Source organism: Ruminiclostridium papyrosolvens C7 (genome assembly GCF_000421965.1).
Taxonomy (GTDB): Bacteria; Bacillota; Clostridia; order Acetivibrionales; family DSM-1351; genus Ruminiclostridium; species Ruminiclostridium papyrosolvens_A.
In genome coordinates this window covers 247,891-273,761 of record NZ_ATAY01000088.1, presented here as the reverse complement: position 1 = coordinate 273,761, position 25,871 = coordinate 247,891, and the positions used below count along the sequence as shown (strand labels likewise).

At 40.3% G+C, this 25,871-nt stretch carries 27 protein-coding genes and 1 riboswitch; all 27 genes read left to right on the top strand.

What is annotated here, in order from left to right; translation table 11 throughout:
- Window positions 1-27: 27 nt before the first annotated feature.
- Window positions 28-239, top strand: a riboswitch (cobalamin riboswitch).
- A gap of 168 nt (window positions 240-407) precedes the next feature.
- Window positions 408-1,154, top strand: coding sequence for an energy-coupling factor ABC transporter permease (locus L323_RS38015; protein WP_020816912.1), 747 nt, complete (start codon window positions 408-410; stop codon window positions 1,152-1,154).
- Between the two features lie 14 nt (window positions 1,155-1,168).
- Window positions 1,169-1,462, top strand: a complete 294-nt coding sequence (locus tag L323_RS38010) for an energy-coupling factor ABC transporter substrate-binding protein (RefSeq protein ID WP_020816911.1) — start codon at window positions 1,169-1,171, stop codon at window positions 1,460-1,462.
- Window positions 1,459-2,238, top strand: a complete 780-nt coding sequence (cbiQ, locus tag L323_RS38005) for a cobalt ECF transporter T component CbiQ (RefSeq protein ID WP_020816910.1) — start codon at window positions 1,459-1,461, stop codon at window positions 2,236-2,238. The genes L323_RS38010 and cbiQ overlap by 4 nt, the downstream gene beginning before the upstream one ends.
- Window positions 2,239-2,250: 12 nt before the next feature.
- Complete coding sequence (locus tag L323_RS38000; RefSeq protein WP_020816909.1) at window positions 2,251-3,090, top strand: ATP-binding cassette domain-containing protein; 840 nt, start codon at window positions 2,251-2,253, stop codon at window positions 3,088-3,090.
- 10 nt (window positions 3,091-3,100) lie between these two features.
- Window positions 3,101-4,255 (top strand): cobalt-precorrin-5B (C(1))-methyltransferase CbiD, encoded by a 1,155-nt coding sequence (gene cbiD, locus L323_RS37995; protein WP_020816908.1) that lies wholly within the window; start codon window positions 3,101-3,103, stop codon window positions 4,253-4,255.
- Between the two features lie 4 nt (window positions 4,256-4,259).
- Window positions 4,260-4,940, top strand: coding sequence for a precorrin-2 C(20)-methyltransferase (gene cobI, locus L323_RS37990; RefSeq protein WP_020816907.1), 681 nt, complete (start codon window positions 4,260-4,262; stop codon window positions 4,938-4,940).
- A 2-nt stretch (window positions 4,941-4,942) separates the two neighbouring features.
- Entirely contained in the window at window positions 4,943-5,698 is a 756-nt protein-coding gene (gene cobM / locus L323_RS37985; RefSeq protein ID WP_020816906.1) for a precorrin-4 C(11)-methyltransferase, read from the top strand.
- A 1-nt stretch (window position 5,699) separates the two neighbouring features.
- On the top strand, window positions 5,700-6,722 hold the full coding sequence (locus tag L323_RS37980; protein WP_020816905.1) for a cobalt-precorrin 5A hydrolase: 1,023 nt from the start codon (window positions 5,700-5,702) through the stop codon (window positions 6,720-6,722).
- Window positions 6,719-7,753, top strand: coding sequence for a glutamyl-tRNA reductase (hemA, locus tag L323_RS37975; RefSeq protein WP_020816904.1), 1,035 nt, complete (start codon window positions 6,719-6,721; stop codon window positions 7,751-7,753). The genes L323_RS37980 and hemA overlap by 4 nt, the downstream gene beginning before the upstream one ends.
- Before the next feature lie 18 nt (window positions 7,754-7,771).
- Entirely contained in the window at window positions 7,772-8,506 is a 735-nt protein-coding gene (cobJ, locus tag L323_RS37970) for a precorrin-3B C(17)-methyltransferase (protein WP_020816903.1), read from the top strand.
- A 30-nt stretch (window positions 8,507-8,536) separates the two neighbouring features.
- Window positions 8,537-9,745 carry a precorrin-6A reductase gene (gene cobK, locus L323_RS37965; protein ID WP_242835330.1) on the top strand — a complete coding sequence of 403 codons (1,209 nt, stop codon included), beginning with the start codon at window positions 8,537-8,539 and terminating at the stop codon, window positions 9,743-9,745.
- Entirely contained in the window at window positions 9,742-10,611 is an 870-nt protein-coding gene (hemC, locus tag L323_RS0121160) for a hydroxymethylbilane synthase (protein ID WP_031342457.1), read from the top strand. Before cobK ends, hemC begins: the two co-directional genes overlap by 4 nt.
- Before the next feature lie 22 nt (window positions 10,612-10,633).
- Entirely contained in the window at window positions 10,634-12,148 is a 1,515-nt protein-coding gene (gene cobA, locus L323_RS37960; RefSeq protein ID WP_020816901.1) for a uroporphyrinogen-III C-methyltransferase, read from the top strand.
- Window positions 12,141-13,118: a porphobilinogen synthase gene (gene hemB, locus L323_RS37955; RefSeq protein ID WP_020816900.1), complete on the top strand. Its 978-nt coding sequence runs from the start codon at window positions 12,141-12,143 to the stop codon at window positions 13,116-13,118. The genes cobA and hemB overlap by 8 nt, the downstream gene beginning before the upstream one ends.
- Entirely contained in the window at window positions 13,115-14,419 is a 1,305-nt protein-coding gene (hemL, locus tag L323_RS37950; protein ID WP_020816899.1) for a glutamate-1-semialdehyde 2,1-aminomutase, read from the top strand. The genes hemB and hemL overlap by 4 nt, the downstream gene beginning before the upstream one ends.
- Window positions 14,416-14,778, top strand: a complete 363-nt coding sequence (locus tag L323_RS37945; protein WP_020816898.1) for a sirohydrochlorin chelatase — start codon at window positions 14,416-14,418, stop codon at window positions 14,776-14,778. The genes hemL and L323_RS37945 overlap by 4 nt, the downstream gene beginning before the upstream one ends.
- Entirely contained in the window at window positions 14,775-15,983 is a 1,209-nt protein-coding gene (locus L323_RS37940; protein WP_020816897.1) for a bifunctional cobalt-precorrin-7 (C(5))-methyltransferase/cobalt-precorrin-6B (C(15))-methyltransferase, read from the top strand. Before L323_RS37945 ends, L323_RS37940 begins: the two co-directional genes overlap by 4 nt.
- A 4-nt stretch (window positions 15,984-15,987) precedes the next feature.
- The gene (locus L323_RS37935; protein WP_038276149.1) at window positions 15,988-17,364 is read left to right on the top strand and encodes a cobyrinate a,c-diamide synthase; all 1,377 of its coding nucleotides are present in this window, start codon (window positions 15,988-15,990) and stop codon (window positions 17,362-17,364) included.
- 12 nt (window positions 17,365-17,376) lie between these two features.
- Window positions 17,377-18,894: a cobyric acid synthase gene (locus tag L323_RS37930; RefSeq protein WP_020816895.1), complete on the top strand. Its 1,518-nt coding sequence runs from the start codon at window positions 17,377-17,379 to the stop codon at window positions 18,892-18,894.
- A gap of 3 nt (window positions 18,895-18,897) precedes the next feature.
- Window positions 18,898-19,524: a precorrin-8X methylmutase gene (locus L323_RS37925; protein ID WP_020816894.1), complete on the top strand. Its 627-nt coding sequence runs from the start codon at window positions 18,898-18,900 to the stop codon at window positions 19,522-19,524.
- Window positions 19,525-19,532: 8 nt separating this feature from the next.
- Window positions 19,533-20,495 (top strand): adenosylcobinamide-phosphate synthase CbiB, encoded by a 963-nt coding sequence (gene cbiB, locus L323_RS37920; RefSeq protein ID WP_020816893.1) that lies wholly within the window; start codon window positions 19,533-19,535, stop codon window positions 20,493-20,495.
- Between the two features lie 20 nt (window positions 20,496-20,515).
- A complete protein-coding gene (locus L323_RS37915; RefSeq protein ID WP_020816892.1) occupies window positions 20,516-21,586 on the top strand; it encodes a pyridoxal phosphate-dependent aminotransferase in 1,071 nt (356 codons plus the stop codon).
- A 71-nt stretch (window positions 21,587-21,657) separates the two neighbouring features.
- Window positions 21,658-22,887: an S-methyl-5-thioribose kinase gene (mtnK, locus tag L323_RS37910; RefSeq protein WP_020816891.1), complete on the top strand. Its 1,230-nt coding sequence runs from the start codon at window positions 21,658-21,660 to the stop codon at window positions 22,885-22,887.
- Window positions 22,888-22,900: 13 nt separating this feature from the next.
- Window positions 22,901-23,989, top strand: coding sequence for an S-methyl-5-thioribose-1-phosphate isomerase (gene mtnA, locus L323_RS37905; protein ID WP_020816890.1), 1,089 nt, complete (start codon window positions 22,901-22,903; stop codon window positions 23,987-23,989).
- Window positions 23,989-24,783 (top strand): class II aldolase/adducin family protein, encoded by a 795-nt coding sequence (locus tag L323_RS37900; protein ID WP_020816889.1) that lies wholly within the window; start codon window positions 23,989-23,991, stop codon window positions 24,781-24,783. The genes mtnA and L323_RS37900 overlap by 1 nt, the downstream gene beginning before the upstream one ends.
- Before the next feature lie 32 nt (window positions 24,784-24,815).
- Window positions 24,816-25,304, top strand: coding sequence for a VanZ family protein (locus tag L323_RS37895; protein WP_020816888.1), 489 nt, complete (start codon window positions 24,816-24,818; stop codon window positions 25,302-25,304).
- Window positions 25,305-25,355: 51 nt separating this feature from the next.
- Window positions 25,356-25,724, top strand: coding sequence for a nuclear transport factor 2 family protein (locus tag L323_RS37890; protein WP_020816887.1), 369 nt, complete (start codon window positions 25,356-25,358; stop codon window positions 25,722-25,724).
- Window positions 25,725-25,871: the final 147 nt, after the last annotated feature.

The window sequence follows — 25,871 nt, the reverse complement described above, 5'->3', positions numbered from 1 at the left end:
ATTTAAATGGTATATAATGTAAACAATTTAATAATTAACAATACTGGTTTGCTCAAAATTATGAGTAACTAAGAGGGAATCAGGTGAAAATCCTGAACAGTCCTGCTGCCGTAAGATGGAGCGGTTCTCTAAAGCATGAATTTTTCTGCTTATGTATACCACTGGGTATCAGTCCCGGGAAGGCGAGAACTTTGCAATGATGTCTGAGTCGGAAGACCTACCAGTATTTCTGCAGATGCCAAAAATGCAGAGTACTATGACTTCACAGTGTATGAAGTGTGTAGTTTGTCAAAAGAGAAAAACGGTATAAAACTATATATTCTTTTTTACAAATAAAACCTTTATTGCTAAAAATATGAAGGTTTTATTTTTTTGGCAATTATTATTAATTCGGAGGTTCATTATATATGAAAAGTGTAAAGGTTAAAAATTTTCTTGTTTGTCTTTCAATTGTGGTTTGTGCTATTTTTGTTTTTTCTGAAAATGCTTCAGCAATGCATATTATGGAAGGATACCTTGCACCCGGCTGGTGTATTAGCTGGGGAGTACTTTGTATGCCATTTCTCGTCATAGGATTCTTCTCAATAAAAAAGAAAACCGAAATATCCTCAAAAAACCTGACTCTGCTGGCAATGTGCGGTGCTTTTGCCTTTGTTCTCTCAGCACTCAAGATGCCGTCAGTTACCGGGAGTTGTTCACATCCAACAGGAGTGGGACTGGGTGCTGTTTTGTTCGGGCCAACCGCCATGTCTGTCATAGGAGCTATAATTTTATTGTTTCAGGCTATTTTACTGGCACATGGAGGTATTACAACCCTGGGAGCTAATATATATTCCATGGCTATAGTAGGGCCTTTGATTTCCTTCGGAGTGTTCAAGCTATCTAAAAGATTGGGTGCAAAAGCAGGGCTCGCAGTATTTTTTGCGGCATTTTTCGGGGATTTGATGACATATGTAACAACCTCTGTGGAGCTTGCCATGGCCCATCCTGATGCTACAGGCGGATTTATAGTCTCTCTTGGGAAGTTTATAAGTATTTTTGCTTTTACCCAATTTCCTCTTGCTGTTTGTGAAGGACTGCTTACAGTGGTTATTTATAATGTTCTTGCAAAATACAGTACCAAAGAGCTGAAGGCACTGTCGGCAATTTATTAAAAGGAGAGAATGTAATGAAATTATGGAAAAAGAATTTAATTTTGATTGCAGCGGTAATTATAATTCTTGCTGCACCACCCATTTTCATAAAGAATGCTGAATTTACCGGCTCAGATGGTCTGGCGGAAGAACAGATAGCTAAAATAGACCCTGACTACAAGCCATGGTTTGAATCCCTGCTTGTACCAAAAAGCGGAGAAATAGAGTCACTGCTTTTTGCATTACAAGCCGCAATTGGTGCAGGAGTGGTGGGTTTTGTACTTGGAAGAATGACTTCTGTTAAAGCAAAATCCGGAGCAGAAACATGATATTGATAGATAAGTATGCTTACGATTCTAAACTTGCCTGTGTCAGCCCAAAGGCAAAATTAATTTACACAATGTTACCGTTATTATTGTGCATTTCCCTTAACTCACTTGTTGTAAGTTTAGTGACCATAATTGTCATGGCAGTGACTACGGTAGGGGTCGGTAAAATTAAGCTTACAGCATATGTAAAGTTGCTTTTTATTCCTTTTGGCTTTTTAATGGTTGGAACAATAACAATACTGATAAACCGTTTTGCTCCAAATCATATTTATTTGCTGGGGGTTAAAATCGGTAAATATGCTTACGGTATCGACTGGGGAACTCTTACAAATAGTTTAAAACTGGTGCTCAAAGCACTGGGGGGAGTGAGTTGTATGTATTGCCTGTCTTTGAGTACTCCTATGACTGACCTGTTTCAGGTTCTGAGAAGAACAAAAATACCAACTGTTATTGTTACACTTATGGAGCTGATATACAGGTATATATTTGTGCTGTTGGATGAAGTAGAGAGAATGAACATAGCAAAAAATTCAAGGCTGGGGAACCATAATTTCAGAACTTCTTTAAAATCGACGAGTGAATTGATAAGTATGCTGTTCATACGTGCATACAACCGTTCCGACAGGGTTTATGCAGCTCTTGAATCCAGAGGCTACAACGGACAATTTGTTACGCTGGATGAAGAATACGTACATGGTAAAAAGATGTATATGCTTTCAATCCTGTTATGCCTGTTGCTTTTAAGTGCAGGAATTGCAGAAAGGTATTTATTGTAGGGGGTAGTTCTATTGTACATAATTGAAACGAAGAATCTGAGTTATTCATATGACGGCGAACACCAAGCTCTGGAAAACGTCAGTATATCAATAAAAAAGGGCAAAACTACAGCAGTTTTGGGGGGCAACGGTGCAGGAAAGTCAACACTGTTTTTGAACCTTAATGGTGTTTTAACACCCGACAGAGGAAAAGTTTTTTTTGACGGCAAAGAGGTGGAATACAACAAAAAAGGTATAACTGAAATGAGAAAAAGGGTGGGTATAGTATTTCAGGACCCAAATGATCAATTATTTTCCTCCAGTGTTAAAAAGGATATTTCCTTTGGGGCTATAAATCTTGGACTTGGTGTTGAGGAAGTCAGGGAAAGAGTTGAAAAGGCGGTTGTTCAAACCGGGATTGGGGAATATGTAGACAAGCCTACACATGCATTAAGCTTCGGACAGAAAAAAAGAGTTGCCATAGCCGGGGTTTTAGCTATGGAGCCTGATGTGATTATTCTGGATGAACCTACTGCGGGACTTGACTCAAAAGGGGCAAGCGAAATTCTTAATCTGTTGACAAAGATAAAAGAAGAAACGGGAGTATCGGTTATATTGGCAACACATGAAATGGATATCGTCCCTGTATATTGCGATGATGTATTTATCATGGACCATGGGAAAGTGGTATTGGGGGGGAACGTAAGAGAAGTAATTTCAAAGCCCGGGATTCTGAGGGAACACTCATTAAGGCTCCCTAGAATGGCACACCTGATGGAAATATTAAGTCAACGGGACAAGCTGAATGTTGACAGGACGGCAGCTACAATATCTGAAGCAAGGGCATCCATTTTAAGTCTGATGGACGGTTGAGGGCAAACGTATGGATGAATTTATTGTAAAAAATGGGAAGAGACTGAAGTGCGGATACACAACCGGAAGCTGTGCCGCAGCGGCAGTAAAGGCATGTACGTTAATGCTTTTAGGAAACACAACCATTGATGAGGTTATAATTACTACACCGAAGGGTATCCGGTTAACTTTGCAAATCGATGATATTGTTAAACAGAAGGAATGGGTCAGTTGTTCAGTAGAAAAAGATGCAGGGGACGATCCTGATGTTACAAATGGTATAAAAATTTTTGCAAAGGTTCAAAAACTGGAAAAAGAAATATTAATTGAAGGTGGCAGTGGTATTGGACGGATTACAAAATCAGGACTGCAATGTGCAGTTGGTGAGGCAGCCATAAATCCCGTACCCAGGCGGATGATACATGAGGTGTTAAGAGAGGTGTCCCAAACATACGGGTATAAAGGAGGATTTTCTGTTGTAATATCAGCAGAAGACGGAGAAGAAATTGCAAAAAAAACCTTTAACCCACGGCTTGGAATAATCGGAGGTATATCAATACTGGGGACAAGCGGGATAGTTGAGCCTATGAGCGAAAAGGCTTTGATAGAAACTATTCATAAGGAGATAGATATAAGAACTGCTCAAAACAGAGAATATTTTCTTATAAGCCCCGGTAACTTTGGAAGGGATTTTGCACTGAAAAGATTTGGATTGGACATAGACAGAGGTTTAAAGTGCTCCAATTATATAGGGGAAACTATTGATTATGCAGTTTATAAAAATATCAAAAATATTTTACTTATAGGGCATACAGGTAAACTGTGCAAAATTGCCGGCGGTATTATGAATACCCATTCAAGGACAGCAGATTGCAGATGTGAAATATTTGCGGCTTATTCAGCACTTTGTGGTGCTTCCAAAGAGTGTATAAGTAAAATAATGCAGGCTATGACTACGGACGAAATAAACGGCATACTACGAGAGGAAGGCCTAGAGGAAGTTGTTAATATGAGTATTCTTGAAAAAATAAAAATTCATCTTAATCAAAGAGCAAACTTTAAATGCGGTATAGAGGTTGTCATGTTTACCGATTTAAACAGGCAACTGGAAGACAGAGTCTATTATCAGACCTCAGGTGCTGAAGACATGATTAAAGAACTGTGTAAGGAATCAGATAAGGGGTAAATATATGAATGGAGTTTTATATGGAGTTGGTGTAGGGCCGGGCGATCCTAAAATGTTGACGCTTCAGGCGGTTGAAGTTCTGCAAATGGCAGATGTAATAGCTGTACCCGATACAAAAGGTGAAAAAACTGCTATGAAAGTAGTTGGGGAATACATAAAGGACAAGGCGGTGGTATATTGTCCTATGCCCATGACCCGAGATTCGGATTTACTTGAAAAAAGTCATGGCATAAGCTGCAGTTTGATAGAGCAGGAATTGTTAAAGGGTAATAATGTAGCCTTCATTACATTAGGTGACCCCACAATTTATTCTACCTATATGAACATTCAGCGGATTATGGATAATAAGGGCTATATTACCCGGACAATACCCGGGGTTACCTCCTTCTGTGCGTCTGCGGGTGCACTGAATATTTCTCTGTGTGACAGGGAGGAAGCTCTGCACATCATACCTGCATCCTACGATGAGACTGAAAAACTTCTGGAATTAAAGGGTACAAAAGTATTAATGAAAAGCGGAAAAAGTCTGACTGATATAAAGGTTGCTTTGAAGAGGAAGGGGCTGTTTCAGTTTTCCCGGATGGTAGAATGCTGCGGTATGGAAAGTCAGAGAGTTTACAAAAGTCTTGATGAGGTATCTGATGATTCAAGCTATTTTTCAATAATAATAGTAAAGGATAAATAAATATGGTGACATTTATTGGAGCAGGGCCCGGAGCCATTGACCTGATTACGGTGAGGGGAAAAACGTTGCTGGAGACAGCTGATATCGTTATTTATGCAGGCTCACTGGTGAATCCGGGCTTGCTGGATTACACAAAAACAACATGTGAAATATTTAATAGCGCGGAAATGACATTGGAACAAGTGATAGCTGTTATGGAACGTGGGGAAAGAGAGAAAAAAACCACCGTAAGACTGCATACCGGCGATCCAAGTATATATGGTGCAATTCGTGAGCAGATGGATATGTTGACAGAACGGGGGATTGAATATACCGTAGTTCCGGGAGTCAGCTCCTTTTGCGGTGCGGCTGCTGCCTTAAAAACAGAATACACACTGCCTGATGTAAGCCAGACGCTGATACTCACCAGAATGGAGGGACGCACCCCCGTTCCTGAAAAAGAAGAAATATCAAAGCTAGCCTCACATAAATCCTCAATGGCTTTGTTCCTGAGTTCCTCATTATTGGAGGAATTGAGCCGCAGGCTTATATCCGGAGGGTATGAAGCAAATACACCGGCAGCCATTGTGTATAAGGCAACCTGGCCCGACGAAAAAATTGTACGGACATGCGTAGGAGAACTTTATACAGCAGCAAAAGAGAATAATATCAACAAGACTGCATTGATCCTTGTAGGAGATTTCCTTGGCACCGGGTATTCAAGGTCAAAGCTCTATGACCCTGCCTTTTCTCACGAATTCAGAGAGGCAGTCAAGTAGTATGAAGATAACTTTGGCTGCATTTACAAAACAGGGCGGTAAGCTTTGCCAGAATCTGCAACAAAAGCTCAACACTCAGGGGTATGATGCCAAGGGTTACAGTAAGTATCAGATTGACGGAGCCGGAGCTTTGGAAGACAGCTTGGATGAGTTTACCCGGAATGCGTTTGGCGTAAGTGATGCTATAGTTTTTATAGGGGCTGCCGGGATTGCTGTCAGGGCAATTGCCCCGTTTATAAGCTCCAAGGACTGTGACCCTGCGGTACTGGTTATTGACGAAAGAGGCAGGTATGTTATTCCCATTTTGTCAGGCCATATAGGTGGGGCAAACGAATTAGCGAAGATTATTGCAAAAATACTGGACGCACAGGCAGTGATTACAACGGCAACAGATATAAATGAAAAGTTTGCAGTTGATTCATGGGCAGTAAATGCAGGCTGCCATATAATGAATATTGATATGGTTAAAAAAGTGTCAGCTGCAATATTAAACGGGGAACAGGTTGGAGTTCATTCCGATTATCCGGTTGAAGGCAGTCTGCCTGATAATGTGATTATTTCAGACAGTACGAAGGTAGGAATTTGCATATCAGACAGCTTCAAGCCGATTTTTTCAGAGACACTTCATCTTATGCCCCGACAATATGCTTTAGGTATTGGATGCAGAAAAAATACAAGGTATGCTGAACTTTTAAATTTTGTCAATTTTATTCTTGATATAAACGGAATTTCACCCCATGAAATAGAGGCAATAGCTTCAATTGACTTAAAGATAGGTGAATCTGCGATACGTTCTTTGAGCATGGATTGGAGAGTCCCGTTTCATACATATTCGGCAAATGAGCTTGCACAGATTCCGGGGGATTTTTCAAAATCGGATTTTGTAAAGGAGATTACCGGGGTTGACAATGTTTGTGAACGGGCAGCAGTGAAGGCTAACAATGGAAGGCTTGTAGTTCCCAAATGCAGTTGGGACGGCATAACAGCAGCATTATCAAAAAAAGATTGGAGATGCAGATTTTGAGTATTATATCAACAAGTTTGGACTATAAATCAGCTGCCATCGATGTCCGGGAAAGATTCAGCTATACATCCACGAGAATCAGAGAAATACTTAGAAGTATAAAAGCTGCTGACGGCGTTTCAGGGGCTGTACTCCTGTGTACCTGCAACAGAACCGAACTTTACATTTCGGGAGAGAACATTGAAAATCTGAATCCTGCCCTGCTTTTGTGCCAGTTATCCGGGGTGGGAGACCACAATTTGTTAATGCCTTTATTTAGTATAAGATATGACTCAGAGGCAATATTCCATTTGATGGAAGTAGCTTGCGGACTTCAGTCCATGGTGTTTTTCGAGGATCAGATAATTACACAGGTAAAATATGCGGCTGCTATTGCCCGGGAGGAGAAAACCATTGATTCAACGCTGGAGACACTGTTCAGACTGGGTATTACAGCGGCAAAGAAAGCCAAAACCGAAATTAAAATAAAGGCGGTTCCTACTTCGGCAGCAGAAAGCGCAATTACAGAATTATCAAAAAAATACTGTTTTTCTGAAAAAAGAGTCCTTGTAATCGGTAACGGTGAAATAGGGCGGTTATGCTGCAAAAAACTCATTGAGCTGGGGGCAGATGTAACAATTACACTCAGAAAGTATAAACACGGAGATATAATTGTTCCTATTGGCTGCAGTACAATTTCATATGATGAAAGGGAAGAGTTTCTTTCCAGTTCAGATGTAGTTATAAGTGCAACTACAAGTCCTCACTTCACCATAACCTGTGATATGGTTGAAAAACTTGAAAGAAGGCCTGAGCTATTTGTTGATCTGGCACTGCCCAGGGATATTGAGCCGGGCATTTCACAAATTCCCGGAGTGGAAAGCTATAATCTGGACAGGTTTTACACCGATTTTTCTGTACTTAATCAAAAGGAAGTAAGTGAAATAAAGGAGATAATACACCACTATAATTTACAGTTTGAAAAGTGGAAAAATTATCATAGGAAAGCAAGACTGGTAAACAACATGAACAGGATAAATGTAAATTACTAGAGGTTGAAGGAGGTTAACTTGAAACTATATGTTGTGGGCATAGGGCCGGGAGAAGATTGCCAGCTTACGGGAAAGGCAATCAGGGCTATTGAGGAAAGTCAGCTGGTGGTGGGATATGACGTTTATATTGATTTAATAAGGCATCTGTTGCCTGACAAGGAGATATTAACAACCCCCATGAAAAGAGAGGTCGACAGGTGTAAATTGGCTGTAGAAGCCGCTATGGCAGGGAAAAAAGTGGCGGTAATATCCTCTGGGGATGCAGGCATTTACGGTATGGCGGGTCTCATATATGAGGTGCTGGGGGAATATGAAACAACTACCATACAGGTTGAGGTTATACCGGGAATCACAGCGGCTTCGTCTGCTGCAGCAGTACTTGGAGCTCCGTTGACTCATGATTTTGCGGTTATATCCCTCAGTGATCTTCTGACACCATGGGAGGTTATTGAGAACAGGCTGAGACTTGCGGTTGAAGCAGGCTTTGCAATTTGCATATACAACCCGTCCAGCAAAAAGCGTAGTGATTATCTCAAAAAAGCTTGCGAGATAATTTTGGCGGTGGCAGACAGGGATACCCCCTGTGGGTATGTACGCAATATAGGACGCGAGGGGCAGACCTCCAAAATATTGACTCTGGCGGAACTATCCCAAGAGCAAGTGGACATGTTTACAACAGTTATTATTGGAAACAAAAATACCCGGGTAATAAATAACAGACTTGTAACTTCAAGAGGCTACAAAGGAATATGAAATCATTGAAAGGCGGAAAACTGTTTGCATATGAAGGTGCTTGTTTTTTCAGGAACAACGGAAGGCAGAGAGATATCACAATTTCTGGCAGATAAAGGAGTATCCGTTACTGTCTGCGTTGCAACCGAATACGGAAATATGGTAATGCCGGCTGACAGTCGGATAGAAGTAAGAACGGGAAGGCTGTCGGAAGAACAGATGGCCCAAATGGTTCCGGATTATTCATTTGTGATTGATGCGACCCATCCATATGCAGAGCTCGTAACTAAAAATATTAGATCTGCATGCAACAGCGAAGGCGTGGAATATATACGGCTGCTGAGACCGTCAATATCAGCCGGAAAAGTAATAGAGGTAAATGATACCGACGAAGCAGTAAAGTATTTGAATACAGTAGGAGGCAATATTCTTGTTACTACAGGCAGCAAGGAACTGGATGCCTTTACAGGTGTGTCAGATTATGGCACCAGAATATTTGCAAGGGTACTTCCTACCACTGAGGTTGTAGATAAGTGCACTAAACTGGGCTTTAAAGGTAAAAACCTTATCTGTATGCAGGGGCCGTTTTCATATGAGATGAATATTGCCACTTTAAAGCAGACAAATGCAAGATACCTTGTAACCAAGGACACAGGCTCGGCAGGAGGCTTCAAGGAAAAAATATCTGCCGCGGAAGCACTTGGAGTGACAGTAGTTCTTATATCCCGTACAGTTGAAAGTGATGGACTTACAATATCTCATTTAAAGACAGTGATTATGAATAAACTTGGTTTATGTAACCACCCTCAATATGGAAGATTCCCTCTATTTATTGAATTAACCGGGAAAAAGGTTCTTGTTGCGGGAGGTGGAGAGATTGCAGCCCGGAGAGTAAAAACACTGCTCAAATTCGGAGCGGATATTTATCTGGTATCTCCAAACCTTACCCCGGAGCTTCAAGAAATGTTAAATCGTAAGCTGTTTACTTACAGAGAAGGATATTATGAATCATGGGACATTCAAAATAAGTTTCTGGCGGTTGCCGCTACAGATGACAGAGAGACTAACCATAAGATATATCTGGATGCCAGGCAAAAGGGCATACAAATGAGTATAGCGGATTGCAGAGAAGAGTGCAGCTTTTACTTTCCTGCAATTTTCGAATTTGACGGTATAGTCGGGGGGCTGGTTTCCAAGAACGGAGATAATCACAGTCTTGTAAAATCCGTTGCTGAAAGGATACGGTGGAATTTTATATGAAAAAAATCAGAATAGGCAGTAGGGACAGCAAGCTTGCAATTATACAATCTGAGATGGTAATGGCTGCAATCAGAGAGTATGACCCTGATATAGAGCTGGAATTAATTACAATGAAAACTACCGGAGACAGGATTCTGGACAAAACCCTTGACAAAGTGGGGGGAAAGGGCCTGTTTGTCAAGGAATTAGATAATGCATTGTACAATAATGAGGTGGATATCACCGTACACAGTTATAAGGATATGCCTCTGGAAGAAAACCCTGAACTGCCTGTGGTAGCACTGTCAAAACGTGAAGACCCCAGAGATGCCTTTATTTTGCCTCATAATGGTGAAAATGGAGAACCTATAGGAAGTTCAAGTCTGAGAAGGCAACTCCAGTTGAAAGAATTGTTTCCGGGTTGTAAAACAGCCCCCATCCGAGGAAATGTGCAAACCCGGCTTAAAAAACTTGACAGCGGTGAGTTTTCAGCCATAGTACTTGCTGCTGCCGGCATTAAGAGGCTTGGTCTTGAAAGTCGTATCAGCAGATATTTTTCAATTGATGAAATTCTTCCTGCGGCAAGTCAGGGCATTATAGCAGTGCAGGGCAGAGCCGGAGAAAAATTTGATTTTCTAAAGCTGTTCCATAGTGAGGAATCCCTTTGTATTTCACTGGCAGAAAGAACCTTTGTAAGAGAAATGAACGGAGGCTGCAGCACCCCAATAGCAGCTTATGCAACAATTCAGGGAAGTGACATTATTCTAAAGGGCTTATACTGCAATGAAACAACAGGAGAGTCAAGGAAGGAATGTGTTTCCGGAAGCAGGCATAATCCTGTGGAATTAGGCTATGGACTGGTTAAAAGATGGAAAGCTGCAGAATGATTTAAGTGTGGAGGTAAAGGTTATGAAGGATGGATTTGTGGCCTTAGTTGGTGCAGGACCGGGAGATAAGGGGCTTATTACATTAAGGGGAGCGGAACTTCTCTCCCAGGCTGATGTGGTAGTGTATGACAGACTGGTATCGGAAGAAATTATTAAAATGATTCCACCTGAGGCAGAAAAGATAGATGTGGGAAAAGAGAATAAATTCCACCCTGTTAAACAGGAAGAAATTAACCGTATACTCCTAAAAAAGTCACTGGAAGGAAACACGGTTATAAGGCTTAAAGGAGGAGACCCTTTCGTATTTGGCAGGGGAGGAGAAGAACTTGAACTGCTGTATGAAAATAATATTCCATTTGAGGTTGTTCCCGGGATAACTTCGGCAGTTGCAGCATTGTGCTACGGGGGGATACCGGCTACCCACAGGGATTTTTGTTCTTCGCTGCATATTATTACCGGGCATGCCAGAGAAGGAGGACAGCTTTCTATTCCATTTCAAGAATTAAAGGAATTAAATGGAACCCTTGTTTTTCTGATGGGATTATCCTCACTATCATATTTGATGAAGGGGCTTATAAATGCGGGTATGGATAAGGACATGCCTGCTGCCATAGTTGAGAACGGAACAAGGCCAAACCAGAGAAAACTGGTTGCCACCGTGGGTACACTGGAACAAAAGGCTTTGGAGATGGGAATAAAATCTCCTGCCATTATTGCTGTAGGAAAGGTTTGCACTCTCTCTGAAAAATTCAGTTGGTTTATGAAAAAGCCTCTCTTCGGTACAAAAATACTTGTTACAAGACCTAAGGCATCTTCGGGTACACTTGTGGAAAAACTTCGCCAACTGGGTGCGGAGCCTGTGGAGTATCCTTGTATAGAGGTGGTACCTATACCGGAGAATGAAGAGCTTTACCGTGCATGTGAAAATCTCAGTGAATATGGCTGGATTTTATTTACCAGTAAAAATGGTATACAGATATTTTTTGATTACTTAAATTCCAAAGGACTTGATGCAAGATTTCTTGCAAATATAAAGATTGGTACGGTTGGAAGTCAGACAGCGAGAGCTTTAAAGGAAGTAGGGCTGATTTCTGATTTTACTCCTGAAATCTTTGACGGTAGTCATCTTGCACAAGGAATTGCCGAGATTATCGGAAAAAATGAAAAGGTTCTGATTTGCGATGCAGCAATAGCAAGTGACGACATTGTTAACATTTTGAAAAGCAATAATATTAAATTTGACCGGGTTCCCTTGTACCATACGAATTATATAAATGAAAACAGTGATGAGATCAGAAAACTGATAGTCGATGGTGAACTTAATTACATAACTTTTACAAGTGCATCAACAGTAGAGGGATTTATAACATCTATGAAAGATACTCCTTTGGAAAGTCTGACGGCTGTTTGCATCGGAAATCAGACGGCGGATGCGGCTGACAAGTATAACTTGAGATATGTAGTAGCTGAAAAATCAACAATTGATTCTATGATAGACAAGCTATTGAAAATGGGAGGCGGCATTATTGATGATTAACAGACCAAGAAGATTGAGAACCGGTGAAGTGCTACGAAAAACAGTCAGGGAAACCAGATTGTCAACTGATTCACTTATTCAGCCTCTTTTTATAATAGAGGGTAAAAACATAAAGAAGGAAATCAGCTCCCTGCCCGGACAGTATCATTATAGCCCTGATATGGTAGGGGAAGCGATTGAAAATGCCCTAAAAGCAGATGTAAAATCCGTAATACTCTTTGGACTCCCGGAGCATAAGGATGAAAAAGGCTCTGAGGCATACAATGAAAACGGAGTATTGCAGCAGGGGATACGTGAAATAAAGCGGAGGTATCCACAGATGCAGGTAATAACCGATATTTGCATGTGTGAATACACATCTCACGGTCACTGCGGGATTTTGGAGGGTGAAAGGGTCAATAATGACAGAACCCTGCCCTATCTTGAAAAGATAGCTTTATCCCATGCAATGGCAGGAGCGGACATGGTCGCTCCGTCTGATATGATGGACGGCAGAATATATGCACTTAGAACGGCTCTGGACAAAAACGGGTTTACAGACATTCCTGTCATGTCATATGCCGTAAAGTATGCCTCGTCATTTTACGGACCATTCCGTGAGGCAGCAGGCTCGGCACCTGCATTTGGAGACCGAAAAAGCTATCAGATGGATTATCATAACAGACGTGAAGCTGTAAAGGAGGCACTTCTTGATGTTGAGGAAGGTGCGGATATATTGATGGTTAAGCCTGCACTAGCGTATCTGGATGTTATAAAGGAGGTCAGGGAAAAAATTCAGCTGCCTCTGGCAGCCTACAGTGTCAGCGGTGAATATGCCATGATAAAGGCTGCTGCTGCTCAGGGACTGATTGATGAATACGGTGTAATGTGTGAAAGTACAGTCAGCATTTTCAGGGCCGGTGCAGATATACTTATAACCTATTTTGCAGGAGAAATTTCCGAAGCAATAAAGAAAGGGGATATAGGATGAAATTAAGTTCAGATTTGTTTGAAAGGGCAAAAAAAATAATTCCCGGTGGTGTTAACAGCCCGGTAAGAGCATTTCGTGCAGTGGACTCAAACCCTTTATTCATAAGCCGTGCAAAAGGTTCAAAGATTTATGATGTAGAGGAAAGAGAGTACATCGATTATGTATGTTCATGGGGTCCCATGATTTTAGGCCATAGTAATGAACTTATACTGAAAAGTGTTGAAAAGGTAATGCATAACGGACTTAGCTTTGGAGCCCCTGTTGAAGCCGAGGTACAAATAGCAGAGATGATAGTTTCCATGGTGTCCGGGGTTGAAATGGTCAGAATGGTGAACAGTGGAACAGAAGCGGTTATGAGCGCTATCCGGCTGGCGAGGGGCTTTACAAAGAGGGACAGGATTATAAAATTTGAGGGCTGTTATCACGGACACAGTGACAGTATGCTTGTAAAGGCAGGCTCAGGTGTACTGACTGCCGGAGTCCCTGACAGTCTGGGAGTACCACGGAACGTAGCGGGAGATACATTAACTGCAGTTTATAATAATATTTCCAGTGTTGAGCGGTTATTTGAAGAAAATAAGAATCAAATAGCAGCTGTAATTATAGAGCCTGTTGCAGCAAATATGGGAGTTATTCCTCCCCAAGAAGGTTTTTTGAAGGAGTTGGCCTGTATTTGCCGTCAAAACTCTACATTGCTTATTTTTGACGAAGTTATTACAGGTTTTCGTCTTGGGGCAGGAGGAGCACAGGAGTATTTTGGAGTTGAAGCTGACATTGTGACCTTCGGAAAAATAATAGGCGGTGGTATGCCTGTGGGTGCCTACGCAGGAAGAAAAGAATTAATGGAATACGTGGCACCTTGCGGAGGAGTTTATCAGGCAGGAACACTTTCAGGGAATCCAGTTGCAATGGCGGCAGGACTTGCACAGCTTGAAATTTTGAACAGCAGTCCCGGAATATATGAGGATATTAATAACAAGGCTGAAGTATTGAGTTACGGATTGGAAAAGATAGTAAAAAAATATAAGGCGCCAGTTACATTGAACAGAGTTGGTTCTTTGCTTTGTATGTTTTTCTCTCAAAACCCAGTTACCAACTATCAGGAGGCTAAACAAAGCAATACCAAGTGTTATGCAGCCTTTTTCAAGAGTATGCTAAGCAAAGGAATTTATCTCGCACCGTCGCAGTTTGAGGCCATGTTTGTAAGCGCCGCACATACTTGTGAGGATATTGACGCTACCTTGAAAGCTGCTGAAGAAAGCTTGGTTGAAAATATAGCTTTAATGGAGGAACTATTATGAAGGCAATACTGATTCTTGCTCATGGAAGCCGTGAAAGAAAAACTCTGGAAACTTTGCATAAGATAACAGATATGACTAAAGCACAGCTCCCCGGAGTTATGATTGAGACTGCATATATGGAATTTTGTGACATAAATCTGGAAAAGGGACTTGATATGCTTATTAAAAAGGGTGCTGACAATATAACAGTAGTACCGTATTTTCTTTTTGAAGGAATACATATCAGAGAGGATATACCCGGGGAGATAAAGGAATACATTGAAAAACATCCCGGGATTAAGGTGACTTTAGGAAATACTCTGGGAGCTGACCCAAGACTTGCAGATGTTCTGGCAGACCGAATCAGAGAGGCTTTATGAAAAAGAAACTGTATATAATCGGTGCAGGAACGGGCGCGGAGGATTTTCTCACCCAGAGAGCTTTGAAACTGATGGAAAGCTGTGATGTTATATACAGTACTGCACACAGATTTTTATCGGATTCCAGGAGGAAGGTTATAGAGTGTCCTGTAACAGAAATACCAAAGTTGATTGAGGTTTCAGAAGGTCAGAATATAGCATTGCTGGTTTCAGGTGATACCGGGTTTTTCAGTATTGCAGGAAGCTTGTCAGATAAACTGGAGAATAAAGTTGATATTGAAGTGGTATGTGGTATAAGCAGCCTGCAATATTTTTGTTCAAAAACAGGAAACAGTTATGAGAATATAAAGGTGGTCAGCCTCCATGGACGGGAAAAAAACATACTGGGGCAAATCTCATACAATCCAAAGGTGTTCGTGCTTACCGGAGGAGAAAATAGAGCACATACAATATGCAAAAGCCTGTCTGACGGTGGGTTGACAGAAATAAAAGCAATCATCGGAGAAAATTTGTCAATGCCGGAGGAACGGATAATAAGTGGAACAGTGAAAGAATTAGCCGGGTATACCTTTGATAATCTTGCAGTTATGCTGCTGGAAAACCCGAATTATGTTAACTGTCATATTCCACTCAGGGATGAGGATTTTCAACGTGGCAAGGTTCCAATGACCAAGGAAGAGATACGTGCCATCACTCTTGCAAAGCTGGCAATTGAACCTAGTGATATTGTGTTTGATATTGGAGCAGGAACCGGCTCGGTTGCAGTTGAAATGGCAAGAAGAGCATTTGACGGCAGTGTTTATGCCATAGAAAAGAATCCGGAGGCTATGGAGCTAATATATAAAAACAGAGTAAAGCTGGGTGCATATAATGTCAAGGTAGTTTCAGGAACTGCACCGGATATATTTGAAGAACTTCCCGTACCTGACAGAGCATTTATAGGTGGGAGCAGCGGAAATATGGCTGATATAGTCGGACGCCTCACGGAGATAAATCCCGGAATTCATATTGTGGCCAACACAATTACGTTAGAAAGTCTCAATGATGCTATTAATTCATTCCAAGAAAATGGATTTGAAACAGAAGTGGTATGTATTAATTCGTCTGTTTCCAAAAAGGTTGGAAGATACCATATGATGAATGCAAATAATCCAGTATATATTATTACAGGCAAAAAAGTACATAAAGAGGATAAAATCCTTTAGGGGGGTGGCTATAATCAAGACATGCAAAACTGCCAGAATTATGATTGCAGGAACAGGAAGCGGATGCGGTAAAACTACGGTTACCTGCGGAATACTTAATGCACTGGTCAACAGGGGGATAAGAACCTCTGCTTTCAAGTGCGGGCCTGACTACATCGACCCCATGTTTCACACGGAAATAACAGGTATCAAGTCCCGGAATCTGGACACATTTCTTTTGGGAGAAAATAACCTAAAGCATCTTCTGGACAAAAATTCTGATGGAAATGACATAGCTGTTATAGAAGGGGTTATGGGGTTTTATGACGGACTCGGAAATGATGGCAGACATTCGTCTTATTCAATTAGCCGTCTTACAAGGACACCTGTGGTATTGGTGGTTGACCCCAAGGGGATGGCTCTTTCCATATCCGCAGTAATAAACGGATTCAGGGATTTCATGCCTGAAAACAATATTAAGGGTGTTATTATAAATTCGGTTTCACCCGGACTTTATCAGATGTACAAGCCAATGATAGAGGAAAAGACCGGAATCCGGGTATTGGGTTTTTTACCGTCTATGCCGGAGGCTGTCATTGAAAGTAGACATCTGGGACTTGTCACAGCCGATGAAATAAAAGATATCCGAAAAAAGCTGAATATAATGGCAAAAAATGCAGAGGAGTTCATTGATATTGACGGGCTTGTGAGGTTGGCACAAACAGCCGGAGCTATGGAATATGACCCTGTTTCTGTTGAGAATAAATATAGCTGTAATATTGCTGTGGCAAAGGACAGGGCATTTTGCTTCTACTATGAGGATAGCCTTGAGCTGCTGAGGGAAATGGGAGCAGAGCTTACATATTTTTCACCTCTTGAAGATAAAAGACTACCCGGTAATATACACGGACTAATATTGGGGGGCGGCTATCCCGAGTTGTATGCAGGAAAATTAAGTTCGAATAAAACCATGCTAAAGAGCATAAAGGAGACCGTTTTAAAAGGGTTGCCGACATATGCCGAGTGCGGAGGCTTTATGTATATTCAGCAATCAATCTCAGATAAGCAAAACAACAAATATTCCATGTCGGGGGTTCTTGACGGAAACAGCACAATGAGTGAGAGGCTGTCCCGATTCGGTTATACAACTCTTATTGCGAAAGAGGATAATCTGTTCTGTAAAAAAGGTGAGAGTATTAATGCTCACGAATTTCATTACAGTGACAGTGACAACAATGGAAACAGTTTTGAGTCAGTAAAGCCGGAGGGCAGAAGAAAATGGGAATGCATTTTTGCATCCGATACACTGTTTGCAGGTTATCCTCACATACATTTCTATGGCAATATTAAGTTTGCAGAAGGTTTTTTGCAAAAATGCTGTAATTTTAGTAAATACATTTAGGAGATGATTTCTATGGCAAAACCAATTATGATTCAGGGAACAATGTCAAATGCAGGCAAGAGCTTACTGACAGCAGGGTTGTGCCGCATATTTGCACAGGATGGTTATAGAGTAGCACCTTTCAAATCACAGAACATGGCCCTGAACTCATACATTACGGCTGACGGCTCAGAAATGGGGCGGGCACAGGTAGTACAGGCGGAAGCGGCAGGAAAGGCTCCTGACGTAAGAATGAATCCCATTTTGTTAAAGCCTACAAGTGAAAAGGGTTCACAGGTGATTTTGGAGGGGCAGCCAATAGGAAACATGACGGCTACGGAGTATTATGCATACAAGCATAATCTGCTGCCCCATATAAACAGGGCTTATGAAAGCCTTTCAGAGGAAAATGATATTATAGTTATTGAAGGAGCAGGCAGTCCTGCTGAGATAAATTTAAAGCGGGATGATTTTGTAAACATGGGACTGGCAAAGATGTTGAAAGCTCCTGTACTAATTGCAGGGGATATAGACAGGGGAGGTGTTTTTGCATCTTTATACGGAACAGTTATGCTGTTTGACGAAGATGAGAGGAAACATGTCAAGGGAACAATAATCAATAAATTCAGAGGAGATGTAGAAATTTTAAAACCGGGTCTTGATATGCTTTGTGAACTTATACATGTTCCGGTTGTTGGTGTTGTACCATATCTTCAGGTTGATATTGACGATGAAGACAGCCTCACTGAAAGGTTTTCCAAACAGGGGTCTTCTTTAGGCCTAATTGATATTGCCGTAATCAAATTGCCCAGAATTTCTAATTTTACTGATTTTAATGCACTTGAACATATTGAATATGCAAGTGTGAGATATGTATCAGGTGTCAATGAGTTGAAAAATCCTGATTTGATAATTATTCCGGGCAGTAAGAATACCATGGGTGATTTGAAATGGATGAGAGAAAACGGACTGGAAGCATGTATTCTAAAGCACGCAGCTGAAAATAAGCCTGTATTCGGAGTCTGCGGGGGTTATCAAATGCTGTGTGAAACACTCAAAGACCCGTATGGAGTTGAACATGGCGGAGAAATGAAGGGGATGGGTCTGTTAAAATCCGGCACTGTATTTGAAAAAGAAAAAACGCGTACAAGAGTTACAGGTGCTTTTAGTAAAGTGGGAGGAATATTCAAGGGGCTTAGCGGAAAAATATTTGAAGGCTATGAAATACATATGGGTTATACTGCTTCGGAGGCAGGAAACGAAGGTGGTTCATCCCTTAGTAATCTGACCGAAATCAATGGGAATGAAAAGCCTGACGGTATGCAAAACGGGAATATATACGGCACATATGTCCACGGAGTTTTTGACAGTGAGGAAATACTTTCAGAGATTGCAGCGGCATTGATGAAGGAAAAAGGTCTTGAATATGAGAAACATACCTCCTTTAATCTTAAGGAATATAAGGAAAAGCAGTATGACCTGTTGGCCGACGCTTTAAGAGAATCTCTGGATTTAGAATATATTTACAAAGTTATCGAGGAAGGAATCTGACTAATGAGACCAATGGAAATTGAAAATAAAAGCTTTGAGATTATTAGCCGTGAGCTTGGAGACAGGGTTCTTGACAAGCATTGTGAGCCTGTAATTAAGAGAGTTATTCACACCACTGCTGATTTTGAATATGCAGACAATCTTGCGTTTTCAGAGGGTGTTATTGAAAAGTCTGTGGAAATCTTAAAAGCAGGTGCCTGTATTGTCACAGACACTCAAATGGCCATGGCAGGAATAAATAAGGCGGCTGCTGCACGCTGCGGCTGTGAGGTCATGTGCTTTATGTCCTATAAGGAAGTAGCGGATAAGGCGTTGGCAGAGGGAACAACCAGAGCTGCCATATCCATGAGAAAGGCCGCCGGGATAGAAAAACCCCTTGTTATAGTAGTAGGAAATGCACCTACTGCATTAATTGAGCTTAATAGTTTGATAAATGAAGGTAAGGTTGAGCCTAAACTCATTGTTGGTGTTCCTGTAGGCTTTGTAAACGTTGTTGAATCAAAGGAAATGATAATGAAGCAAAATATTCCTTTTATAGTAGCCAGAGGCCGGAAGGGCGGAAGTAATGTGGCAGCGGCAATAGTTAATGCCTTGCTGTATATGGTTTCTCCTAGAGACATAAATCCATAGGAGGCTATATGAAAATATTAATTGAAGTTGCCATTGGCTTTATACTGGACTTGATTTTGGGTGACCCCTCGTGGCTGCCTCATCCCATAAGACTGATAGGGTGGTTTATTTCAAAGGGTGAGAAGCTGATAAGAAAGGCCTTTCCCAAATCAAACAAAGGTGAGTTTGTGGCAGGAGCTGTTCTTGCCATAATAATTACGGCATTCTCATTAATTATACCGTTTTTGCTACTGCATTTTCTAAGCAGGTTAAGTATATGCCTTGAAGTGGCTGTTGCATCCCTGTTCTGTTATCAGATACTTGCAACAAAAAGCTTAAAGACCGAGAGCATGAGGGTTTATTATCATCTCAAAAACCATGACCTTACAAATGCAAGAAAGTATTTATCATGGATAGTCGGACGTGATACACAAAATCTGACTAAAGAGGGGATAACCAAAGCTGCAGTTGAAACGGTTGCTGAAAATACATCCGATGGAGTAATTGCACCTTTAATATTTCTGGTGATTGGCGGAGCACCTCTCGGCTTTTTATACAAGGCTGTTAATACAATGGATTCAATGATAGGTTACAAGAACGACAAGTACCTTTATTTTGGCAGGTTTGCAGCAAAGCTTGACGATGTTTTGAATTTTATTCCTGCCGTTCTATCTGCGTATATAATGGTAGGGGCTAGTTTTATCTGTAGATTGGATTATAAAAATGCATTCAGGATATACAAGAGGGATAAAAGGAATCATTCCAGTCCAAACAGTGCAAAGACAGAAGCTGTATGTGCAGGAGCACTGAATGTACAGCTCGCCGGAGACGCATATTATTTTGGAAAACTTGTTGAGAAAAAAACCATTGGCGATAATAACAGAAACATAAAAATTGATGATATAAAAACAGCCAATAAGCTAATGTACACAACCGCACATATAGCACTTATTATTCTATGCGGGCTCAGGTTGGTTATTTTAAATATATGATTTTTATGCAGGAGGGATTAATGAAAAAGCTTGTTCATGGGGGAGACATTTATAGTAAAAGAAATTTACCGGAAAATTTAAAGCTCATTGATTTTTCTGCCAATATTAATCCTTTGGGATTACCGGAAGGTGTAAAAAAGGCCATTGTCGATGGCATAGACGATTTTTGTAACTATCCTGATCCCTTATGCAGACAATTGAAAAAGGAAATCTCTGCATATGTTAAGGTACCGGAAGAGTATTTATTCTGTGGCAACGGAGCAGCTGATGTAGTATATAGAATTGCTTTTGCAATAAGGCCGGAGAAAGTGCTTCTTACTGCACCTACATTTTCCGAGTATGAGGAGGCAGCAAGATTATTTGGCAGCGATGTTGAGTATTACTATCTGCTGAAGGAAAAGGATTTTAAGATTGATATTGAAATACTTGATAAAATAACTTCTGATATCAAGCTAATGTTTTTATGCAACCCCAATAATCCCACAGGTGTTTTGACAGATAAGGAAACGGTTCTGAAAATCGCTGAAAAGTGTAAGTCAACAAAGACCATTCTGGTAATTGACGAATGTTTTATGGACTTTTTGGATAATCCGCAGGAGTATAGTGTTATGGACAGTCTTGACACTTATGAAAATATAATTGTCCTGAAAGCATTTACAAAGATATATGCAATGGCTGGAATTCGCTTAGGCTATGGAATATGTTCCGATGTAAATGTCATAGAAGCCCTGCATCGGGCAGGTCAGCCTTGGAATGTATCGGTAGCTGCTCAGAAGTGTGGGATTGCCGCTCTCAAAGAAACAGATTATGTTAACCGAACAAGGAAACTAATTAAATATAACAGAACCTTTTTGGAAAATAGCCTTATAAAGCTTGGATTTGAAGTTGTAAATTCACAAGCAAATTATATTTTATTCAGAACAGAGATAAAATCACTTCCTAATGAACTAGAAAAATTCGGCATATTGATACGCTCCTGTTGCAATTATAGAGGACTGGATGAAACTTATTTCAGGATTGCTGTAAAATCAAAAAAAGATAATGAATATCTTGTAAATTGTATAAAGAAAATCCTGTCGCCTTTACACTAATTATCATAATGTGGTAAAATTTAGTAAAGGCATTACTTTATCTTACTTTTTTCAAAAGGAGAAAATTACATATGTCGAAATTTGATAAGTATTTTTTAATGAGTCCATCGGATGCAGCTGATTATGCAGCGGAAAAGCTCAGTATATTTTGCTGCGATTCTGAGCTTGACAGCAAAGAAATAGGTGATGGAAATCTGAATTATGTTTTTCGGGTATGGGACAAAAAATCTGATAAATCAGTGATAATAAAACAAGCGGGATATACTGCAAGAATTTCTGACGATTTCAAGCTTTCCCCGGATCGCAACAGAATTGAGGCAGAAACTCTTAGATTTCAGGGCGATTTAGCACCGGGCCTTGTACCGGTAGTATATAAATATGACGATATTATGAGCTGTTGCTCCATGGAGGACTTGTCCGATTATACAATCATGAGACAAGCACTTCTTCAACATAAGATTTTTCCGAATTTTGCGGAACATATCACAACATTTATGGTCAATACTTTACTCTTAACTTCAGACGTCTTTTTAAACCATCAGGAAAAAAAATCACTTGTAAAAAGCTATACAAACCCGGAACTTTGCGAAATAACAGAGGATCTGGTGTACACGGAGCCATTTAATGACTATAAGCATCGTAATGATGTATTTCCACCGAACCTTGATTGGGTAAAAAAAGAGCTTTATAGCGATAATGAGCTAAAGTTGGAGGTTGCAAAATTAAAGTTTGAATTTCTGACAAACGCACAGGCCTTAATTCATGGAGACTTGCACACCGGTTCTATATTTGTTAATGCAAATTCAACTAAGGTTATAGACCCCGAATTTGCATTTTATGGGCCTATGGGTTATGACGTTGGTAACATCATCGCAAATATGATATTTTCCTGGATAAACGCAGATGCTACAATGGATAATGAGGAAGATTGTATTAACTTCAAAAATTGGGTTGAGAATATCATTTGTGAAATTATTGATAAATTCAAAGCAAAATTTCTGAAAGTATGGAAGGAAGAAGCCAAAGAAATTCTGGCAAAAACCCCTGACTTTGCGCAGTGGTATTTAAGTCAGGTAATACATGACACTGCAGCGGTTGCAGGGCTTGAACTATGCAGGCGTATTGTTGGTATGGCACATGTTAAGGACATTACTTCCATAGAAAATGAAAGTGCAAGATTACGTGCAGAACGTATTTGCATAACTGTTGCAAAACGATACATAAAGAACCGTAAAAGCTATATATTTGGGGAACAGTTTGTAAATACCTTAAAAGAGGTGGAAACCGAATTTCTGGGATAGGAGAGGTAACAAAATGGCAAATACCACAAAGAATGTTTACGATATGGAAACTGTTATACTGGATGATGCCAATAGTGAATTGATAATAATTGACCAGACCTTGTTACCTTCTGAAACTGTCTTTTTAAATTTAAAAACTCAGGAAGAAGTCTGGGAAGCCATATATAAGCTAAGGGTAAGAGGGGCTCCTGCAATCGGGATTGCGGCGGCATACGGGATTTACCTTGGTGCCAAGGCCATAAAGGCCCAAGAGTATGAAGGGTTTTATTCCGAATTTATCAGGCTCAAGAAATATCTTACATCCTCCAGACCCACGGCTGTTAATCTGTTCTGGGCACTTGACAGAATGGATGAATGTGTTAAAAAAAACAAGGAAAAAGCAGTGTATGATATAAAGGCTGAGCTGCTCAAGGAGTCTCACAAAATAAAAGAAGAGGATACATGGGTGTGCAGAAGTATAGGCGAATACGGACTTGAACTGATAAAGCCGGATATGGGGATTCTTACACATTGCAATGCCGGGCAACTTGCCACATCCAAATACGGAACTGCACTGGCACCTATATACGTAGGTCAGGAAAAGGGCTATAACCTGAAGGTTTTTGCCGATGAAACCCGACCCCTGCTTCAGGGAGCCAGATTAACCGCTTATGAATTAAATAAGGCGGGTGTGGATGTAACACTTATTTGTGATAACATGGCTTCAGCAGTTATGAAAAACGGATGGGTTCAAGCTGTTTTTGTGGGGTGCGACAGAGTTGCGGCTAACGGGGATACTGCAAATAAGATAGGAACCTCTGGGGTAGCCATATTAGCAAAAAACTATAATATTCCCTTCTATGTCTGTGCTCCAACGTCAACAATAGATTTGAATTGTGCTTCGGGGAGGGATATATGCATAGAGGAGCGTAATGCCGAAGAGGTTACTGAAATGTGGTATCAAAAAAGAATGGCGCCAAAGGATATAAAGGTTTATAATCCTGCTTTTGACGTTACAGATGAAAAGTTCATTACCGGAATAATAACTGAATATGGTATAGCAAAAGCTCCATATAATGAATCACTAAAAGAAATATTTAAACGTAAAAGAGGTATGGTGTAATGGTAGAGAAAAACAGCTCTAAATATCTTACTGATGAGGAAGCCGCACATGCCATAATTGAAGTTGGAAAGAGAATGTATTTGAAAGGCTTTGTAGCTTCCAATGACGGTAATATAAGTATTAAGACAGGTGGAAATGAAATATTGACAACTCCTACAGGTGTTTCAAAGGGATACATGACTCCTGAAATGATGGTGAAGGTGGATTTGAACGGACAGGTTGTATCCGGCAACACCAAACCCTCATCAGAATTGAAAATGCACTTGCGTGTATATAGTGAAAATCCTGAAGTAATGGCTGTAACCCATGCACATCCTCCGGTAGCCACTTCTTTTGCAATTGCGGGGATTGAACTGGACAGGGCCATATTGCCAGAAGCAGTAGTTAATTTGGGTACTGTACCTATAGCTCCCTATGCTACCCCGGGCAGTCAAGCTGTTCCGGACTCAATAGCACCCTATTGCCGGGATTACAATGCGGTACTTCTTGCAAACCATGGAGCTGTGACGTGGGGCAAGGATGTATTTGAAGCATATCACCGCCTTGAGTCGCTGGAGTACTATGCCACGGTATTAATGTACACCGGAAATATAATCGGAAAAGCCAATGAACTTAATTCCAAGCAGATTTCACAGTTGGTAGAAATCCGCCGGAAACTTGGAATTAATACAGGCGGTACGCCAAAGGGAAAGGATTTGGAATACAATACAGGTGATAATCTACCTGATGAATTTTTAATCCGTGATATTGTTGAGCAAGTAACAAGTACTGTGCTGAAGAAGTATAAAATCTGATATTATGAATTACTTATTTAATAGAGGAGATAATGCCGAATAAAAAATTGATATTAATAAGTTTGAGGTTTATATTTTGGGGGTTATTTATACTATATTTACTAATTATTGTTAATGTAATTGTCTTCAAGGATGGAAAAGCACTTATTATGGCTGAATTTGGCAGACAAATACCTCTTTCTCAAAGAATAACTTCTATAAACTATATCCCTTTTATAAATACGATAATTCCATATTTGAAAGGTGAACCTTCTACTCGGATTGCAATGGAGAACATATTAGGAAATACAGTTGCCTTTAGTCCTTTTGGTTTTTTCTTACCAGTACTATTCAGATTTTGCAAGAGATTTACAGCTACTATTTTACTATCTATTTGTTTTAGCCTGCTTATTGAGCTGGTGCAATTTATATTTTGTTTAGGCTCTTGCGATATAGATGACATAATCTTAAATGTGCTTGGTTCTCTTCTGGGATACGGAGTATACCGTTTATTTAGAAGTTTATATTTTAATACCCTATAGGTTGTCTAATAATTGAAAAAGGTCATCAATAAGTTTAAAGGAGTATGGATTATGGATAATCTGTCATTACAAGAAAAAGTAATCAGTATGGAAAAGAAGATGTGGGAAGCTTTTGCGACAGGTGATTCGACTTCATTTGGAGAGATAGTTTCCACAGATGCAATAATGATATGCGGAGGATTTAAAGAAAGTGGCTCAGAATATACTAAGATTGTAAAACACGTAAACCTAAGTAATTATGAGCTTAGTGAATTTGATGTAAAAGTTATTAACCAAAATGTGGTTTTAACTAACTACGTTGTGAGAGTTGGCTGTCAAGATTATACTTTGGCAGGGACATTTAGGGTTTCTTCACTTTGGATAAACGATAATGGTAATTGGAAAGTAGTATTCAATCAGGATTCAAAAGTAATACTGTAATAACACGTATCAATTTGTACCGCAAATTCAGTAGTGACCTGAACTGCGGTTTTTTCATGTCTGTTTTGAGTAGCAAAGAAGAATATATTGAGTTGGAAAAGTTGTGGATTTTAACAACTAGTTTAATGCGATGTAACTTGACTAAAT